The organism is Pseudomonas sp. CAM1A, from assembly GCF_047501685.1.
Classification (GTDB): Bacteria; Pseudomonadota; Gammaproteobacteria; order Pseudomonadales; family Pseudomonadaceae; genus Aquipseudomonas.
The window spans coordinates 329,750-347,153 of sequence record NZ_JBFNXP010000003.1 but is presented as its reverse complement, the minus strand read 5'-3'; the positions used below and the strand labels follow the sequence as shown (position 1 = coordinate 347,153).

General features: G+C 65.2%; 15 protein-coding genes and 1 other RNA gene. 2 read left to right on the top strand and 14 right to left on the bottom strand.

The window, feature by feature from the left end:
* Position 1: 1 nt before the first annotated feature.
* The 14 genes from ABZO33_RS10020 to rsmI all read right to left on the bottom strand — a co-directional run bounded on the left by ABZO33_RS10020 (position 2) and on the right by rsmI (position 14,961).
* Positions 2-958 carry a D-alanine--D-alanine ligase gene (locus ABZO33_RS10020; RefSeq protein WP_046857006.1) on the bottom strand — a complete coding sequence of 319 codons (957 nt, stop codon included), beginning with the start codon at positions 956-958 and terminating at the stop codon, positions 2-4.
* A complete protein-coding gene (murC, locus tag ABZO33_RS10015) occupies positions 955-2,403 on the bottom strand; it encodes a UDP-N-acetylmuramate--L-alanine ligase (RefSeq protein WP_414535909.1) in 1,449 nt (482 codons plus the stop codon). The genes ABZO33_RS10020 and murC overlap by 4 nt, the downstream gene beginning before the upstream one ends.
* The gene (gene murG, locus ABZO33_RS10010) at positions 2,396-3,475 is read right to left on the bottom strand and encodes an undecaprenyldiphospho-muramoylpentapeptide beta-N-acetylglucosaminyltransferase (RefSeq protein ID WP_414535908.1); all 1,080 of its coding nucleotides are present in this window, start codon (positions 3,473-3,475) and stop codon (positions 2,396-2,398) included. Before murG ends, murC begins: the two co-directional genes overlap by 8 nt.
* Positions 3,465-4,679: a putative lipid II flippase FtsW gene (ftsW, locus tag ABZO33_RS10005; protein WP_414535907.1), complete on the bottom strand. Its 1,215-nt coding sequence runs from the start codon at positions 4,677-4,679 to the stop codon at positions 3,465-3,467. The genes murG and ftsW overlap by 11 nt, the downstream gene beginning before the upstream one ends.
* Positions 4,676-6,022 (bottom strand): UDP-N-acetylmuramoyl-L-alanine--D-glutamate ligase, encoded by a 1,347-nt coding sequence (gene murD / locus ABZO33_RS10000; protein WP_414535906.1) that lies wholly within the window; start codon positions 6,020-6,022, stop codon positions 4,676-4,678. Before murD ends, ftsW begins: the two co-directional genes overlap by 4 nt.
* Before the next feature lie 6 nt (positions 6,023-6,028).
* A complete protein-coding gene (gene mraY, locus ABZO33_RS09995; protein WP_414535905.1) occupies positions 6,029-7,111 on the bottom strand; it encodes a phospho-N-acetylmuramoyl-pentapeptide-transferase in 1,083 nt (360 codons plus the stop codon).
* Positions 7,111-8,478, bottom strand: a complete 1,368-nt coding sequence (locus ABZO33_RS09990; RefSeq protein ID WP_414535904.1) for a UDP-N-acetylmuramoyl-tripeptide--D-alanyl-D-alanine ligase — start codon at positions 8,476-8,478, stop codon at positions 7,111-7,113. Before ABZO33_RS09990 ends, mraY begins: the two co-directional genes overlap by 1 nt.
* Positions 8,471-9,934 carry a UDP-N-acetylmuramoyl-L-alanyl-D-glutamate--2,6-diaminopimelate ligase gene (locus ABZO33_RS09985; RefSeq protein WP_414535903.1) on the bottom strand — a complete coding sequence of 488 codons (1,464 nt, stop codon included), beginning with the start codon at positions 9,932-9,934 and terminating at the stop codon, positions 8,471-8,473. Before ABZO33_RS09985 ends, ABZO33_RS09990 begins: the two co-directional genes overlap by 8 nt.
* Positions 9,934-11,661, bottom strand: a complete 1,728-nt coding sequence (locus tag ABZO33_RS09980) for a peptidoglycan D,D-transpeptidase FtsI family protein (protein ID WP_414536335.1) — start codon at positions 11,659-11,661, stop codon at positions 9,934-9,936. The genes ABZO33_RS09985 and ABZO33_RS09980 overlap by 1 nt, the downstream gene beginning before the upstream one ends.
* Complete coding sequence (ftsL, locus tag ABZO33_RS09975; protein WP_414535902.1) at positions 11,661-11,954, bottom strand: cell division protein FtsL; 294 nt, start codon at positions 11,952-11,954, stop codon at positions 11,661-11,663. The genes ABZO33_RS09980 and ftsL overlap by 1 nt, the downstream gene beginning before the upstream one ends.
* On the bottom strand, positions 11,951-12,898 hold the full coding sequence (gene rsmH, locus ABZO33_RS09970) for a 16S rRNA (cytosine(1402)-N(4))-methyltransferase RsmH (protein ID WP_414535901.1): 948 nt from the start codon (positions 12,896-12,898) through the stop codon (positions 11,951-11,953). Before rsmH ends, ftsL begins: the two co-directional genes overlap by 4 nt.
* On the bottom strand, positions 12,895-13,350 hold the full coding sequence (mraZ, locus tag ABZO33_RS09965) for a division/cell wall cluster transcriptional repressor MraZ (protein ID WP_011535546.1): 456 nt from the start codon (positions 13,348-13,350) through the stop codon (positions 12,895-12,897). The genes rsmH and mraZ overlap by 4 nt, the downstream gene beginning before the upstream one ends.
* A 308-nt stretch (positions 13,351-13,658) precedes the next feature.
* Positions 13,659-14,018: RNase P RNA component class A (gene rnpB / locus ABZO33_RS09960), an RNA gene on the bottom strand.
* A 67-nt stretch (positions 14,019-14,085) separates the two neighbouring features.
* Positions 14,086-14,961: a 16S rRNA (cytidine(1402)-2'-O)-methyltransferase gene (gene rsmI / locus ABZO33_RS09955; RefSeq protein ID WP_414535900.1), complete on the bottom strand. Its 876-nt coding sequence runs from the start codon at positions 14,959-14,961 to the stop codon at positions 14,086-14,088.
* 188 nt (positions 14,962-15,149) lie between these two features.
* Between rsmI and ABZO33_RS09950 the strand changes: the two genes are divergently transcribed.
* Together ABZO33_RS09950 and ABZO33_RS09945 are read left to right on the top strand one after the other, a co-directional pair.
* Positions 15,150-16,967 carry a penicillin-binding protein activator gene (locus ABZO33_RS09950; RefSeq protein WP_414535899.1) on the top strand — a complete coding sequence of 606 codons (1,818 nt, stop codon included), beginning with the start codon at positions 15,150-15,152 and terminating at the stop codon, positions 16,965-16,967.
* Positions 16,967-17,338 (top strand): YraN family protein, encoded by a 372-nt coding sequence (locus tag ABZO33_RS09945; protein WP_217867147.1) that lies wholly within the window; start codon positions 16,967-16,969, stop codon positions 17,336-17,338. Before ABZO33_RS09950 ends, ABZO33_RS09945 begins: the two co-directional genes overlap by 1 nt.
* The last annotated feature ends 66 nt before the right edge of the window (positions 17,339-17,404 follow it).

Genomic DNA, 17,404 nt, shown 5'->3' with positions numbered 1-17,404 from the left:
ATTAACCTCTCGTCGCTACGCTGTCGGCCAGGATCGCCAGCACCAGCTGCTGGAAGTCCAGGCCGGCGGCACGGGCCGCCATGGGCACCAGGCTATGGTCGGTCATGCCCGGTGCGGTGTTGACCTCAAGCAGCCAGAAACGGCCCTGCTCGTCCTGCATTACGTCCAGACGGCCCCAGCCCTCGATGCCAACGGCATCGCAGGCGCGCGCGGTAAGGTCGATCAGCTCCTGCTCCTTGACGCTGTCCAGGCCGCACGGGATGCGGTACTGGGTGTCATTGGCGATGTACTTGGCGTCGTAGTCGTAGAACACGTGCGGCGTGCCCAGCGCGATCGGCGGCAGCACCTGGCCACGCAGCACGGCGATGGTGAATTCCGGGCCGTGGATCCATTGCTCGACCAGAACTTGCGAATCGTAGTTGGCGGCGTCTTTCCAGGCGGCGACCAGCTCTTGCTCGCTGTTCACCTTGGCCATGCCGATGCTTGAACCTTCATGGGCGGGTTTGACGATCAACGGGAAGCCCAGTTCCGCGCTGGCGGCCACGCAATCCTGCTCGCTGGCCAGCACGGCGTGACGCGGCGTAGGGATGCCCAGGCTCTGCCACACCTGCTTGGTGCGCAGCTTGTCCATCGCCAGCGCCGAGGCGAGGATGCCACTGCCGGTGTAGGGAATCCCCAGGCACTCGAGCAGGCCCTGCATGCTGCCGTCCTCACCGCCGCGGCCGTGGAGGATGATGAAGGCGCGGTCGATCTTCTCGCTCTGCAGGCGGGTCAGCAGGTCGTCGCCGACGTCGATGGCGACTACGTCGACACCAGCGTTGGTCAGCGCCTCGATCACTGCCTTGCCCGACTTCAGGGAAACCTCACGCTCGGCACTCTTGCCACCGTACAGCACGGCGACGCGGCCAAAGGCCTTGACGTCCAGGGTCGAGTGCAACTTGTCGTAGGCGCTGGTCATTTCGACTTCTCCTGCTTGGCGCCTGCGAACAGCGGGCTTTTCATCAATTGCGGGGCCAAGCCGCCGACATCACCGGCACCCTGGCAGATCAGGATGTCGCCGGCGCGCAGCAGCGGCTTGACCAGCGGCGCGAGCTCGGCGCCGCGTTCGATGTAGATCGGGTCGAGCTTGCCGCGCTGTCGGATGCTGTGGCACAGCTGGCGGCTGTCGGCGCCGGGGATCGGCTCTTCGCCGGCCGGGTAGACCTCCATCAGCAGCAGCACGTTGGCATCGCCGAGCACCTGGACGAAATCGTCGTACAGGTCGCGGGTGCGGCTATAGCGGTGCGGTTGGTAGACGATCACCAGGCGGCGGCTCGGCCAACCACCACGCACGGCCTTGATCACCGCGGCGACCTCGGTCGGGTGGTGACCGTAGTCGTCTACCAGCATCACGCTGCCACCGTCGACCGGCAGCTCGCCATAGACCTGGAAGCGTCGACCGACGCCCTGGAAGCCCGACAGGCCCTGGACGATGGCCTCGTCGCTGATGCCTTCGTCGGTGGCGATGGCGATGGTCGCCAAAGCGTTGAGCACGTTGTGGTTGCCCGGCATGTTCACCGACACGTCCAGCGGCTCGCAGTCACGGCGCAGCACGGTGAAGTGGGTCTGCATGCCCTGCTGACGCACATTGATGGCGCGGATGTCGGCCTCTTCGCTGAAGCCGTAGGTGACCGTCGGGCGCTTGACCTGCGGCAGGATCTCGCGCACCACCGGGTCGTCCAGGCACATCACCGCCAGCCCATAGAACGGCAGGTTGTGCAGGAACTCGACGAAGGTCTTCTTCAGCTTGTTGAAGTCGCCTTCGTAGGTAGCCATGTGGTCGGCGTCGATGTTGGTGACCACGGCGACCATGGGCTGCAGGTGCAGGAAGCTGGCGTCGCTCTCGTCGGCTTCGGCGATCAGGTAGCGGCTGGTGCCCAACTGCGCGTTGGTCCCGGCCGCGGTCAGGCGACCACCGATGACGAAGGTCGGGTCCAGGCCACCGGCGGCGAACACCGAGGCCAGCAGGCTGGTGGTGGTGGTCTTGCCATGGGTGCCGGCCACCGCCACGCCATGGCGATAGCGCATCAGCTCGGCGAGCATCTCGGCACGCGGCACCACGGGGATGCGGCGCTCCAGTGCGGTGGCGACTTCCGGGTTGGCCGGATTGATCGCGCTGGACACCACCAGCACATCGGCGTTGGCGGCGTTCTCGGCGCGGTGGCCGACGAAGATCTCGGCGCCGAACGACTCAAGGCGCTCGGTGACCGGCGACACCTTGAGGTCGGAGCCGGACACTTCATAGCCGAGATTCAGCAGCACTTCGGCGATGCCGCACATGCCCACGCCGCCGATACCGACGAAGTGGATACGACGGATGCGGCCCATCTTCGGATGCGGCATGGCTTTCTGGCTCTCAACCATGGGCCACCTCCAGGCAGATATCCACCACGGTGCTGGTTGCGGCAGGTTTGGCCAGGCGGCGGGCGGTGCCGGCCATGGCGTTGAGTTTCTCGGGTTGCATCAGCACCTCGTTCAGGCGTTCAGCGAGCTGCGCTGCGCCAGTAGTCGCTTGTGGCATCAGGAAGGCGGCGCCTTCACGTGCCAGGTATTGGGCGTTGTGGGTCTGGTGGTCGTCGATGGCGTGGGGCAAGGGCACCAGCATCGAGGGCAGGCCTGCCGCCGCGAGTTCGCTGACGGTCAGGGCGCCGGCCCGGCACACCACCATATCGGCCCAGCCATAGGCATGGGCCATGTCCTTGATGAACGGTTCGACCTGGGCCTCGACACCCGCCTCGTGATAACGCTCGGCGGTGACGGGGGCATGGTTCTTTCCAGCCTGGTGGAACACCTCGGGGCGCAGGTTTTCCGGCACTTCGGACAGGGCCTTAGGCAACAATTTGTTCAATGGTTCCGCACCGAGGCTACCGCCCATGACCAGCAGGCGCGCACGGCGCTCGACCAGGGGCGTGCGCGCCGCGTCCATGAACAGCTCCGAGCGCACCGGATTGCCGGTGGTGCGCAGCTTGTCGCTGGCGGCAAAGGTGTCCGGGAAGGCTTCGCAGACACGCTCGGCCAGCGGCAACAGCAAACGATTGGTGGTACCGGCGCGGGCGTTCTGCTCGTGGATCACCAGTGGCACGCCACACAACCGCGCGGCTACGCCACCGGGGCCGGTCACATAGCCACCGAAGCCGACCACGCAGACCGGCTTGAGCTCACGGACGATGCGCCGCGCCTGCAGCACGGCCTTGACCAGGGTGAACGGCGCCTTGAGCAGCGACAGCTTGCCCTTGCCGCGCAGGCCGGTGACCTGGATCAGGTGCAGCGGCAGGCCGGCCTGGGGCACCAGTTCGTTCTCGATGCCACGCGGGGTCCCCAGCCAGTGCACGCTGTAGCCACGGGCCTGGAACTCACGGGCGCAGGCCAGGGCCGGGAACACGTGGCCCCCGGTGCCACCGGCCATGATCAGGACATTCTTGCCGTCAGCGGCCATGGCTGGGCTCCTCGGCAAAATCGCTCTCCTTGAATTCGTGTTCCTCGCTGCCCAGATGGGTACGGCTCTCCCACTCGATGCGTAAAAGCAGCCCGACACAGGCGCAACAGATCACCAGCGAACTACCCCCGTAGCTGAGGAACGGCAGGGTCAGGCCCTTGGTCGGCAACAGGCCGACGTTCACGCCGATGTTGATCAGGAACTGGCCGATCCACAGGAACGACAGGCCAAAGGCCATGTAGGCGGCGAAGAACTGCTTGGCCTTCTCGGCCCACAGGCCGATGTACAGGGCACGCACGGTGATGAACACGAACAGTGCAATGGTCAGCAGCGAACCGACCACCCCCAGCTCTTCGGCCAGCACCGAGAACACGAAGTCGGTGTGCGCCTCGGGCAGGTAGAACTGCTTCTGCACACTGTTGCCCAGGCCCACGCCCAACCATTCGCCACGACCGAAGGCGATCAACGCCTGGGTCAGCTGGTAGCCGGAGCCGAATTGGTCGCTCCAGGGGTCGGTGAAGGTGATCAAACGCGCCATCCGATAGGGCTGGGCCTGGACCAGCACCACCACCGATATGACCGCCAGCACCACCATCAGCGAGAAGCGGAACAACCCCACCCCGCCGAGGAACAGCATGGCCGCCGCGGCGCCCATCATCACCACCGTAGCGCCGAAGTCCGGCTCCATCAGCAGCAGGCCGGCCATCGGCAACAGCACGATGAACGGCTTGAAGAAGCCCATCCAGCTCTCGCGCACCTCAGTCTGCCGGCGCACCAGGTAACCGGCGAGGTAGATCACCACGAAGACCTTGGCGATCTCCGACGGCTGCACGTTGAAGAAGCTGAAGCCGATCCAGCGCATCGAGCCGTTCACCTCGCGGCCAATGCCCGGCACCAGTACCAGCACCAGCAGGCCGAAGGCACCGATCAGCATGAGGAAGCCCATGCGCTGCCAGGTGGCGATCGGCACCAGCATGGTCATCAACCCGGCGCCCAGGCCGAGGGTGACGTACACCAGGTGGCGGAACATGTGGTACAGCGGGTTGCCCGACTGCACCGCAGCCACTTCGGAGGAGGCCGAGGTGATCATCACCAGGCCCAGGCCGAGCAGCGCCAGGCAGCCAGCCAGCAGCGGGAAGTCAAGGTCGATGCCACGGCCGCTGATCAGCGGCGACGGGTACGGCTTGAGGATGCCGAAGATCATGCCAGCCCCTCCGCTGCCTGGGCGAACAGGCGCCCGCGTTCTTCGAAGTTCTTGAACATGTCGAGGCTGGCGCAGGCCGGCGACAGCAGCACCGCGTCACCCGGCTGGGCCAGTTCGGCGCAGCGGTGCACGGCTTCGTCCAGGGTCTTGACCCGGACTTGCCGCACGCCATCGCCCAAGGTTGCGGCCAGACGCTCGGCGTCACGGCCAAGCAGCACCACGGCGCGGCAGTGTTGAGCTACCGGCTCGCGCAAGGCAGCGAAGTCGGCGCCCTTGCCATCGCCACCGGCGATCAGCACCAGCTTGCCTTCGATATCGGCGCCCAGGCCTTCGATGGCGGCCAGCGCTGCACCGACGTTGGTGGCCTTGGAATCGTCGTACCAGTTCACCCCGTTGCGCTCGCGCACCCACTGGCAGCGATGGGCCAGACCCTTGAACTCACGCAGGGCCTCGAGCATTGGCTCGAATGGCAGGCCGACGGCATGGCCGAGGGCCAGCGCGGCCAGGGCGTTGCTCTGGTTATGGGCGCCACGGACCTTCAGCTCACGCACCGGCATGAGGGCCTGGAATTCGAACGCCAGGTACTTCTCGCCATCGACCTCGCGCAGCCCAAAGGCTTTGAAGTCCGGCGCGTTGAGTCCAAAGCTCCAGCTCGGCCGGCCTTCGACCGGCAACGGACGGCTCAGGGCATCCTGGCGGTTCACCACCACCTGGCGGGCGCCGCGGAAGATCCGGTGCTTGGCCAGGTGATAGGCCGGCAGGCCGCTGTAGCGGTCCATGTGGTCTTCGCTGATGTTCAGCACGGTGGCCACTTCAGCGTTGAGCTGGTCGGTGGTCTCCAACTGGAAGCTCGACAGCTCCAGCACGTACAGCTCGACGTCGTCAGCCAGCAGGTCGAGGGCCGGGGTGCCGAGGTTACCGCCGACCGCCACACGTTTGCCTGCCTTGGCGGCCATCTCACCGACCAGTGTGGTCACGGTGCTCTTGGCGTTGGAGCCGCTGATGGCCACGATCGGTGCCTTGGCGTGGCGGGCGAACAGCTCGATGTCGCCGGACAGCTTGACGCCACGCGCGGCGGCCTGTTGCAGCGCAGGTGTGGCCAGGGCCAGACCGGGGCTGACATACAGCTCGCTGGCCCGGCACAGGAAGTCCACGTCCAGCTCGCCACAGCGCACTTCCACCTGCGGGTATTCACGGCGCAGGGTGTCCAGTTCCGGCGGTTGCTCGCGGGTGTCGGCGACCGCAAAGGCAATGCCCCGGCTCGCCAGGAAGCGAACCAGGGACATGCCGCTCTTGCCGAGGCCGACAACGATGCGGAATTGGTCGGAAGCGATCAGTGACACGCTCGTTTACCTCAGTTTCAGGGTGGCAAGGCCAATCAGCACGAGAATCACGGTGATGATCCAGAAGCGGACGATCACCCGTGGCTCGGGCCAACCCTTGAGTTCAAAGTGGTGATGGATCGGCGCCATGCGGAACACACGCTTGCCGGTGAGCTTGAACGAGGCCACCTGGATGACCACCGACAGGGTTTCCATCACGAACACGCCGCCCATGATGAACAGGACGACTTCCTGGCGCACGATCACCGCGATGGTGCCCAGCGCAGCGCCCAGGGCCAGCGCGCCGACGTCGCCCATGAATACCTGGGCCGGGTAGGTGTTGAACCACAGGAAGCCCAGGCCCGCGCCGATCAGCGCGCCGCAGAACACGATCAGCTCGCCCGCGCCCGGCACGTACGGGATCAGCAGGTATTCGGCGAACTTCACATTGCCCGACAGGTAGCAGAAGATGCCCAGCGCACCGCCGACCATCACCGTCGGCATGATCGCAAGGCCATCGAGCCCGTCGGTCAGGTTGACCGCGTTGCTCGAGCCGACGATGACGAAATAGGTCAGCACGATGAAGCCGGCGCCCAGCGGGATGGCCAGGTCCTTGAGCATCGGGATGATCAGCGTGGTTTCAACGCTGGTCGGCGCGGTCTTGTACAGGAAGATCGCCGCGGCCAGGCCGAACACCGACTGCCAGAAATACTTCCAGCGGCTCGGCAGGCCGCGGGAGTTCTTCTCGATCACCTTGCGGTAGTCGTCGACCCAGCCGATGGCACCGAACGCCAGGGTGACGATCAGCACCACCCACACATAGCGGTTGCTCAGGTCGGCCCACAGCAGGGTGCTGATGGCGATGGCGGAGAGGATCAGCGCCCCGCCCATGGTCGGGGTGCCGGACTTGGACAGGTGCGATTGCGGGCCGTCGTTACGCACGGCCTGACCGATCTGGCGGATCTGCAGGGTACGGATCATCCACGGGCCCAGCCACAGGGCCAGGGACAGCGCGGTCAGTACACCCAGGATCCCGCGCAGGGTCAGGTACTGGAAGACCGCGAAGCCCTTGTGGAACTGTTGCAGATACTCAGCCAACAGCAGCAGCATTAATGTTTCTCCCCGCTGGCGCCGCACAGTGCGGCCACGACGTTTTCCATCGCAGCGCTGCGCGAGCCCTTGATCAAGATAGTGGTGTCGCTGGCGGTCTCGGCCTTGACGGCTTCGATCAGCTCAGCTTGAGTGGCGAAATGGCGGCCATTGGTACCGAATGCCTGAACGGCGTAGGCCATGTTGGTGCCTACCGCGTACAGCGCATCGACCTTGCCACGTGCGTAGTCACCCACCTGGCGGTGACCTTCCTCGGCCCATTGCCCCAGTTCGCCGATATCCCCGAGCACCAGGACGGTGCGGCCGGAAAAGCCGGCGAGTATATCAATGGCGGCACACATCGAGGTGGGATTTGCGTTGTAGCTGTCGTCGATGACTCGCACACCATTGGGCGCGATCTGCGCCACGGTACGGCCCTTGACCGGTTGCACGGCGCCAAGGCCGGCGGCGATGCCGCTCAGGCTCAGACCAACGGCATGGGCAGCGGCGGCGGCGGCCAGGGCGTTGCTGACGTTGTGGGTGCCGAGCAGGTTCAACTGCACCGGGACGCTGCCGTCCGGGCCGTGCAGGGTGAACGACGGGCAGCCACGGGTGTCGCGGCCGATGTCGCTGGCGTGGAAGTCGGCCTGCGGGTTGTCCAGCGCAAAGCTGACGACGCGGTGATTGCCCGCACGCTGGCGCCAGATGTCGAACGCCTTGTCGGCCAGGTTGAGAATGGCAGTGCCGCCCTCGCCCAGGCCTTCGAGGATCTCGCCCTTGGCTTCGACGATCTTCTCCGGGCCGCCGAACTCGCCAACGTGGGCGGTACCGGCGTTGTTGATGATGACTACCTGCGGCCGGGTCAGGCCGACGGTGTAGCGGATCTCGCCGATGCGCGAGGCACCCAGCTCGATCACCGCGGCGCTGTGCTCCGGGGCGATCTCCAGCAGGGACAGCGGTGCGCCGAGGTCATTGTTGAGGTTGCCACGGGTGGCATGCACCGGCCCGCGGGTACGCAGGATCGCGGCGAGCATTTCCTTGACCGTGGTCTTGCCGCTGGAGCCTGTGATGGCCACCACAGGCTTGTCGAAGCCGGCACGGTTCAGCGCGCCGAGCTGGCCAAGCGCTACCCGGCAGTCGGCGACCACCAGTTGCGGCAGATCGACATCGGTGATTTCGCGCTCGACCAGCGCGGCGACCGCACCCTTGGCCTTCACATCGGCCAGGTAGTCATGGCCATCGAAGCGCGGCCCGCTGAGGGCGACGAACAGTTGACCGGCAGCGACGCTGCGGCTGTCGATGCTGACGCCGGTGAAGCTTGCGTCGGCGCCTGCCAGGCGTGCGTTCAAGGCCGTAGTCAGCTGGCTGAGCATCATGGGCTTAAGCATGTGGAGCCTCCCAGGCGGCAAGGGCCTTCTCGGCTTCGACCAGATCGGAGAAGTCATGGCGCTGGCCATTGATCTCCTGGTAATCCTCGTGACCCTTACCGGCCAGGACGATCACGTCGTCGGCACTGGCACTGGCGATCAGTTGGGCAATGGCAGCGCCACGACCGGCGACGAACGCGACGGCCGCAGGCTTGGCGAAACCGGGGCGAATATCGTCGAAGATCCGCAGGGGGTCTTCGCTACGCGGGTTGTCGTCAGTGACCAGCACACGGTCGGCCAGGCGCTCGGCCACTTCGGCCATCAGAGGTCGCTTGCCGGCGTCACGATCGCCACCACAGCCGAACAGGCACAGCAGCTTGCCGTGAGCGTGCGGACGTAGCGCTTCGAGTACTTTTTCCAAGGCATCCGGGGTGTGGGCGTAATCGACCACCACCAACGGCTTGTCACCGCCACCCAGGCGCTGCATGCGGCCGACCGGCCCGTGCAGTTGCGGGGTGACCTTGAGAATTTCATCCAGCGGGTAATCCAGCGCCATCAGCGTGGCTACCACCGCCAGCATGTTGCTCAGGTTGAAACGCCCCAGCAGGCGGCTGCGCAGGACATGCTCGCCCTGTGGGGTGACGATCACGGCGCGCACGCCATCATCGTTGAAGACAGCCTCTTTGCAGAACAGCGTCGCCGCCGAATCCTGCAGGCTGTAACTGATCAGGCGCGATGTGGCAGGAGCGTCTGCCAGGCGACGCCCAAAGTCATCATCCAGGTTGACCACCCGGGCACGTAGGCTCGACCAGGCGAACAACTTGGCCTTGGCGGCCTCGTAGGCCTCCATGCTGCCGTGGTAGTCCAGGTGGTCGCGGGACAGGTTGGTCATCACCGCGATATCGAAGTCCAGCGCGGCCACCCGCCCCTGTTCAAGGGCATGGGAGGAAACCTCCATGGCCACGGCCTTGGCGCCACCCTTTTTCAGGTCGTTCAAGGTCGATTGTACGGCGATCGGGTCCGGCGTGGTCAGACGGCCGCTCTGCAGCTCGCCATAAAAGCCGGTGCCGAGAGTGCCGATCAGGCCACAACGCTTGCCCAGGGCGTCAAGTGCCTGACCCAGCAGCTGGGTCACGCTGGTCTTGCCGTTGGTACCGGTCACGCCGACCAGGTCGAGCTGACGGCTCGGCTCGCCATAGAAGCGCCCGGCGATCTGCGATAACTGGCCAATCAAACCCTTGACCGGAATCAGTGGCGCATCGGTGAGCGGCAGCACGCTGGCGCCCTGCTCTTCATAGGCCACCGCGGCGGCGCCACGGGCCAGAGCATCGGCGATGTGCGCGCGACCATCGACCTTGGCCCCCGGCACGGCCAGGAACAGGTCGCCCGGACGTACGGCGCGGCTGTCCAGGGTCAGCTCGCGGATCAACGGATCGCGGCTGGCATGGGCGAACAGTTTGCTCAATGGCATCGTCATCAACCTCGCCCTCCCTTGGCGGGTACTGCGCTGGCTTGCTGCGTCGAAGGCGGCAGGTTGTCCGGCGGTACATTCATCAGGCGCAGGGTGCCCGACATCACTTTGCTGAATACGGGGGCCGAGACCAGGCCGCCGAAGTAACCACCCTTGCTCGGCTCGTCGATGACCACGACGATGGCATAGCGCGGGTCGCTCATCGGGCCGAAGCCGGCGAACAGCGAACGGTAGGCGTTCTCGGTGTAGCCCTTGGAGCCGACGGTGGCTTTACGTGCCGTACCGGACTTGCCACCCACGTGGTAGAACGGCACCTGGGCACGGAATACCCCGCGCGGCGCCTCGATTACCTGCTGCAGCATGCCCTGCACGGTTTCGGCGGTTTCCTTGGGGATCGCCTGGACCGCTTCCGGGGCCTTGTCGACCTTGAGGATCGACAGCGGCACCATCTTGCCGTCGTTGGCCAGGGCGGCGTAGGCATGCACCAGTTGCAGGGCGGTCACCGACACGCCGTAGCCATACGACAAGGTCGCGGTCTCGGCCTTGCGCCACTCGCGGTGGTTGGGCAGGTTGCCGACGCGCTCGCCGGGGAAGCCGAGGCCGGTGTACTGGCCCAGGCCAACCTGGGACATGACCCGGTAGATGGCCTCGCCACCGATATCGAAGGCGATCTTGCTCATGCCGACGTTGGACGAGTTGATCAGGATGCCGGTCAGGTCGAGGATCGGGCCCTCACTGCGCGACACGTCCTTGATGGTGTAGCGGCCGATTTGCAGGCTGCCCGGATACACCTCGACCTTGTCGGTGACCTTCCAGCGGCCACTCTGCAAGGCGGCGCTCATCGAAATCGGCTTGACCGTCGAGCCCGGCTCGAACACGTCGATGATCGCCCGGTTGCGCATCGCGGCCGGGAACATGCTGCGGCGGTTGTTCGGGTTGTAGGTCGGCTGGTTGACCATGGCCAGGACCTCGCCGGTCTTGACGTCCATGATCACCAGGCTGCCGGCCTTGGCTTCCTGTTCGGCAATGGCGTTGCGCAGCTCGCGGGTGGCCAGGTACTGCAGACGCAGGTCTATCGACAACGCCAAGGTCTTGCCGGCCTTGGCGTTCTTGGTTACCTGGATGTCCTTGATCAGCCGGCCACGCCGGTCCTTGATCACCTGCCGCTTGCCGGGCACCCCGGCGAGCCATTCGTCGTAAGCGAGTTCGACGCCTTCACGGCCATGGTCATCCAGGTCGGTGAAGCCGACCATGTGCGCGGTGACGTCGCCGGCCGGATAGAAGCGGCGGAACTCTTCGAGGCCGTAGACGCCCGGAACCTTCAGGTCGAGCACATGCTGGCCCTGCTCCGGGGTCAGGCCGCGGACCAGGTAGATGAACTCCTTGCTCGCCTGCTGGGTGAGGCGTTCGCTCAGCTGCTGCGGGTTCTGCCCGAGCGCGGCGGCCAGCTGCGGCCAGCGGTCCTTGGCCGCCTGCATTTCCTTGGGGTTGGCCCACAAGGTGGTGACGGGCGTACTGACAGCCAGCGGCTCGCCGTTGCGATCGGTGATCAGGCCGCGGTGCGCGGGGATGGGAATATGGCGCAGGCTGCGAGCATCGCCCTGCCCCTTGAGGAAGTCGCGGTCGACGACCTGCAGGTCGATGATGCGCCAGCAGATGGCGCCGACCATCAGCGCCAGCAAACCGATCACCACCCGGAAGCGCCAGGGGTAGAGTGCGCCTTCGAGCTTCATCATGGCGCCACCATCCGCACTTCGTCAGCGGCGGGCACGCGCATCCTGAGCTGCTCCGAGGCCAGGTTCTCGATACGGCTGGAGGCAGTCCAGGTGCTTTGCTCGAGGATCAACCGGCCCCACTCGGCCTGGGCCTTGTCGCGCTCGTTCAGTTCACCGTACAGGGTGTTGAGCAACTGACGGTTCCAGTGGGCGCTGTAGGAAACGGCGATCGCCGAAATCAGGACGCCGACGAACAGCAGAAGCATCAGGAAGCTTCCGCCTGGCAGCGGCTTGGCAAACAGCCTGCTCACCGCAACTTCTCCGCTACCCGCATGACGGCGCTGCGCGACCGCGGGTTGGCCTTGAGTTCGGCTTCGGAGGCGAACTGCGCCTTGCCGATCAACTTGATCTTCGGCTCGAAGGCCTTGTGCTGAACCGGCAGGTTGCGCGGCAGATTGTCTGCCTCGCCCTTGACCAGCTTGCGCATGAACAGTTTGACGATACGGTCTTCCAACGAGTGGAAGCTGATCACTGCCAGGCGGCCACCCACCTCAAGGGCGTCGAGCGCGGCTTCAAGGCCGGTCTCAAGGTCGCCAAGCTCGTTGTTGACATGGATACGCAGGCCCTGGAAGGCGCGGGTCGCAGGGTTCTTGCCCTTTTCCCAGGCCGGGTTGGCGACCTTGAGCACTTCGGCCAGATCAGCGGTACGGGTGAACGGCTGCTTCTCGCGGCGCTCGACCACGGCGCGCGCCATGCGACCGGCGAAGCGCTCCTCGCCGTACTCCTTGAACACGCGGGCGATTTCTTCGACGGGGGCGGTGGCAACGAACTCGGCGGCGCTGATGCCCTGGCCCGGGTTCATGCGCATGTCCAGCGGGCCGTCATTGAGGAAGCTGAAGCCGCGCTCGGGGTCGTCCAGCTGCGGCGAGGATACGCCCAGGTCGAGCAGAATGCCGCTGACCTTGCCATCCAGACCGCGGGTGCGCACTTCGTCGCCGAGCTCGGCAAAGCTGCGCTGCACAATGACAAAGCGGCCGTCTTCGGCCGCCAGCGCTTGCCCGGTGGCAATCGCTTGAGGATCTTTGTCGAACCCCAGCAACCGCCCTTGCGGCCCGAGCTTGCTGAGGATCAGGCGGCTGTGGCCGCCACGCCCGAAGGTGCCGTCCAGATAGCAACCGTCGGCGCGCAGGGCCAATGCCTCGACGGCTTCGTCGAGGAGGACGGTGATGTGGTTGAAGCCGCTATCTATGGTCACAGGATCAGGTCACGCAAATCATCGGGCATGGCGCCCGGTTGTTGAATAGCTGCAAGGTCGGCTGCCGAAACCGCGTTCCAGGCATCCTCATCCCACAGCTGGAATTTGTTCAGCTGCCCCACCAGCATCGCCTTCTTGTCCAGCTTGGCGTACTCACGCAGGCGGGGTGGCACCAGGAAACGCCCACTGCCGTCGAGCTCCAGGTCCACCGCATTGCCGATCAGCAAACGCTGCAGGCGACGGTTTTCCTCACGCAACGACGGCAAGGCACGCAACTTGGCTTCTATCTGTTCCCACTCATCGAGGGGATAAACACACAAGCAGGGGTCAACGGCGTCGATGGTCACGATCAGTTGACCATTGCAACGCGAATCGAGCTCGTCACGGTACCGGCTCGGCATGGCGAGACGGCCCTTTGCATCGAGGCTGACGGCGTTGGCTCCGCGGAACACGGCTGCGATTCCCCACAATGTTAGCTTTTTTGTGCCAGAAAACCCACTTCATCCCACTTTCTGCCACTTGCGCACACTATAGGAATCCGCCCGCCACACCGTCAAGGCACGTTCATAAGGAAATCCCTTACAGGACGGCGATTTAGCGCAACAAAGGAAGGTGGAAGGATTACAGGAGGGAAAAACTGACGGAAAAAATCAAACACACTCAAGCGGATAGAGTGAGAAGTTAAAGTAATTTATTAAGAGTAAGATTTTTTCGGTATTACCAGGACGCATCTGCTATCGATTCAAGCAGGAAAGGAGAGGTGGAGAGTCGATCTGTAAGCCGGGTTTTGTCGAGGACAGTCATTCCTCTACGACGGCCATCACTGGACGCCTCTAGCAACCTACCCGGTTCCGACGCGGGCCACGCCGTATGGAACCCTATTTGGTCTTGCTCCGAGTGGGGTTTACCTAGCCACGGACTGTTGCCAGCCGTGCGGTGCGCTCTTACCGCACCTTTTCACCCTTACCGGCGCCGAAGCGCTTAGGCGGTTGTTTTCTGTGGCACTTTCCGTAGGCTCGCGCCTCCCAGGCGTTACCTGGCACTCTGCCCTATGGAGCCCGGACTTTCCTCCCCCGCCTTTTGCGGAACAAAAGACGGCAGCGACTGTCCGATCGACTCTCCGCCGCCAAGGTTACCGGTAGGCGCGCTCAAGAACAAGTGATGTGACAAACAATGTCATTACGCCATCAATGGGATTTCTGCTTCTCCAGCGCCAACTGGTAGAGCAGGTTCTTGCGCACCCCAGTGATCTCGGCCGCCAAAGCCGCGGCCTTCTTCAACGGTAGCTCGGCCAGCAACAGGTCCAGCACCCGCTGCGCCTCGGCACTGATCGCCTGCTCGCCCTCCGGCGCGCTCCAGCCGGCCACCAGCACCACACACTCGCCACGCTGCTGGTTGCTGTCACCCTGTACGAATGCGCGCAATTCGGCCAACGGCAAGCCTTTGAGGGTCTCGAAGGTCTTGGTGATCTCGCGCGCCAGCAGCGCCGGACGCTCGCCACCGAACACCGCCTCCATGTCCTCCAGGCACTCGAGGATCCGATGCGGCGCCTCGTAGAAAATCAGGGTGCGCGGCTCTTCCTTGACCTGCTCCAGACGTGCCCGGCGCCCGGCGGCCTTGGCCGGCAGGAAGCCTTCGAAGATGAAGCGGTCCGACGGCAACCCCGCCGCCGACAGCGCGGCGATCAACGCACAGGCGCCCGGCACCGGCACCACCTGCACGCCCGCAGCACGCGCCTGGCGCACCAGGTGATAGCCCGGATCGGAAATCAGCGGCGTGCCGGCATCGGACACCAGCGCCACATCGTCGCCGACCAGCAGGCGGGTGATGAAGCGCCCGCCCTCGTCACGCTCATTGTGCTCATGGCAAGCGGCCAGCGGCGTGTCGATGCCGAAATGCTGCAACAGGCGCACCGAGTGGCGGGTGTCCTCGGCGGCGATCAGGCTGACATCCGCCAACACCTTCAGTGCCCGGGCACTCATGTCGTCGAGGTTGCCGATGGGCGTGGCAACGACGTAAAGCTTGCCCAACGTGGATTTCGAAACCCCTGCAACATCAGTCACTGCGCACACCTGCTTTCCGGATCAAAGGTCACCATTGTAGCCCGAGCACCGGTAACAGGGCGCAAAGAACTTCGACCCGGGCACACCGCAGGCCACCTATAGTGAAGGTTCAGTGTCGGCGAGATCGCGCCGTGCCCCCCGCTTGGGTACAATTGCCGGCCAACTTGATCGAGTAACAGGACCTTTACATGATCGCTTGTCTGCGGCTGCTCACAGCCCTCTGCCTCGCTGCCCTGCTGGCAGCCTGCGCCAGCTCGCCCTCATCCAGCCTGGGCGAACTGCCACGCACCCCGGACGCCAGCATCGAGCAACTGCTCGAGAAGGCGGCCTCCAGCAAGTCCGCCGAGGATGCAGCCCTGCTGCGTTTGAGCGCCGCGGACCTGGCATACAAGCAAAAGGACTTCCCGCGCGCCGCGCGGATTCTCGAGCAGGTCCCGCTGGAGCCGCTCAAGCCCGCCCAGCAGGTGTTCGCCTCCACCCTGGCCGCCGAGCTCGCCATGAGCCGCAACCAGCCCAAGGCCGCCCTGACCGCCCTCGCCCACCCGAGCCTGCAGCGCGTCGGCGAACTGCCAACCGAGCAGCAGGCCCGCACCTACAGCGTTCATGCCGCAGCCCTCGAAGCCGACGGCCAGGCCCTGGCCGCAGCCCAGCAGCGCGTACTGCTGGCGCCCCTGCTCAGCAGCCAGGCTGCCGCTGGCAACAATGACGCGATCTGGGCCCTGGTCGCCTCGCTGCCCGCCGAACAGCTGCAGCAGCCGGCCGCCGACGAGACCCTGGCCGGCTGGACCAGCCTGGCTCTGGCCGTGAAGCGCGCCGGCACCCTGGAACAGCAACAGGCCGCCATCGACACCTGGCGCCAGCAGCATCCCGAGCACCCGGCAGCCAAGCAATTGCCGACAGCCCTGGTCAAGCTCAAGGAGCTGGCCAGCCAGCCACTGACCAAAATCGCCCTGCTGCTGCCCCAGGAAGGCCCGCTGGCCGGTGTCGCCCGTGCCCTGCGTGACGGCTTCATGGCCGCCCATTTCCAGGCCCAGCAAGGTGGCCAGGCGGCCCCTGCGGTACAGGTGTTCGACAGCTCGCGCATCACCTCGCTCGACGACTTCTACCGCCAAGCCCAGGCTGCCGGGGTGCAACTGGTGGTCGGCCCACTGGAAAAGCCACTGGTCAAGAAGCTCGCCGCCTACCCGCAACTGCCCATCACCACCCTGGCCCTGAACTACGCCGACGCCGGCCAGAAAGCACCGCCACAGCTGTTCCAGTTCGGCCTGGCCGCCGAGGACGAAGCCCGCGAAGTCGCGCGTCGTGCCCGCGCCGACGGCATGGTTCGCGCCGTGGCCCTGGTACCGAGCGGTGAATGGGGCGACCGCGTGCTCGCCGCCTTCCGCCAGGACTGGGAAGGCAATGGTGGCACCCTGATCACCGCGCAGCGCATCGCCCAACCCGTCGCCCTCGCCCAGCAGATCGCCGATCTGTTCCAGCTGCGCCAGAGCGAAGGCCGCGCCAAGAGCCTGCAGAGCACCGTCGGCGGCACCATCGCCGCGCAGCCTTCGCGCCGCCAGGACATCGACTTCATCTTCCTCGCCTCGACGCCGCAGCAGGCCCAGCAGATCAAGCCGACGCTGAACTTCCAGTACGCCGGCGATGTGCCGGTCTACGCCACCTCCAACCTGTACAGCGCCAGCGGTGACGTGAACCAGTACAACGACATGAACGGCATCCGCTTCTGCGAAACGCCTTGGCTGCTGGACACCACCAACAGCCTGCGCCAGCAAGTGGTGCAGCAATGGCCCCAGGCCGCCGGTAGCCTCGGCCGCCTGTACGCCATGGGCGTCGACGCCTACAGCCTGGCTCCGCGCCTGGGCCAGCTCAAGGCACTCCCGGACAACCGCGTCGAAGGTTTGTCCGGTAGCCTGAGCATGAACCCCAGCCAGCGCATCGAACGCCAGCTGCCATGGGCCGAATTCGCCGGCGGCCAGGTCAAGCGCCTGCCGGACACCCCTCGCTGATGCCCGGCGCATCGCCCAGCCTTGCCGGCCAGGCAGCCGAAGATCACGCCCTTGAATACCTTCAAGGGCAAGGTCTGCGGCTGCTGGAGCGCAACTGGCGATGCAAGGGGGGCGAGCTCGATCTGGTCATGCTCGATGCCGATACAGTAGTATTCGTCGAAGTCCGCTACCGGTTGCATGCGGAGTTCGGCGGAGCGCTCGCCAGTATCGATGGGCGCAAGCAGCAACGACTGGCGCTTGCCGCCAACCTCTTCCTGCAGCACGAACCCCGCTGGGCCACCCGCCCCTGCCGCTTCGACGTAGTCGCCCTGCAGGGCCGGGGGCATGCGGGGCAACCGCTTCAATGGCTGAAAAATGCCTTCGAATGCTGAACCCAATTCGATTTTCTAGCTCTATGTTTCGCGGGCTGGTCACTGTTGCGCGTAGCAAAGGCCACC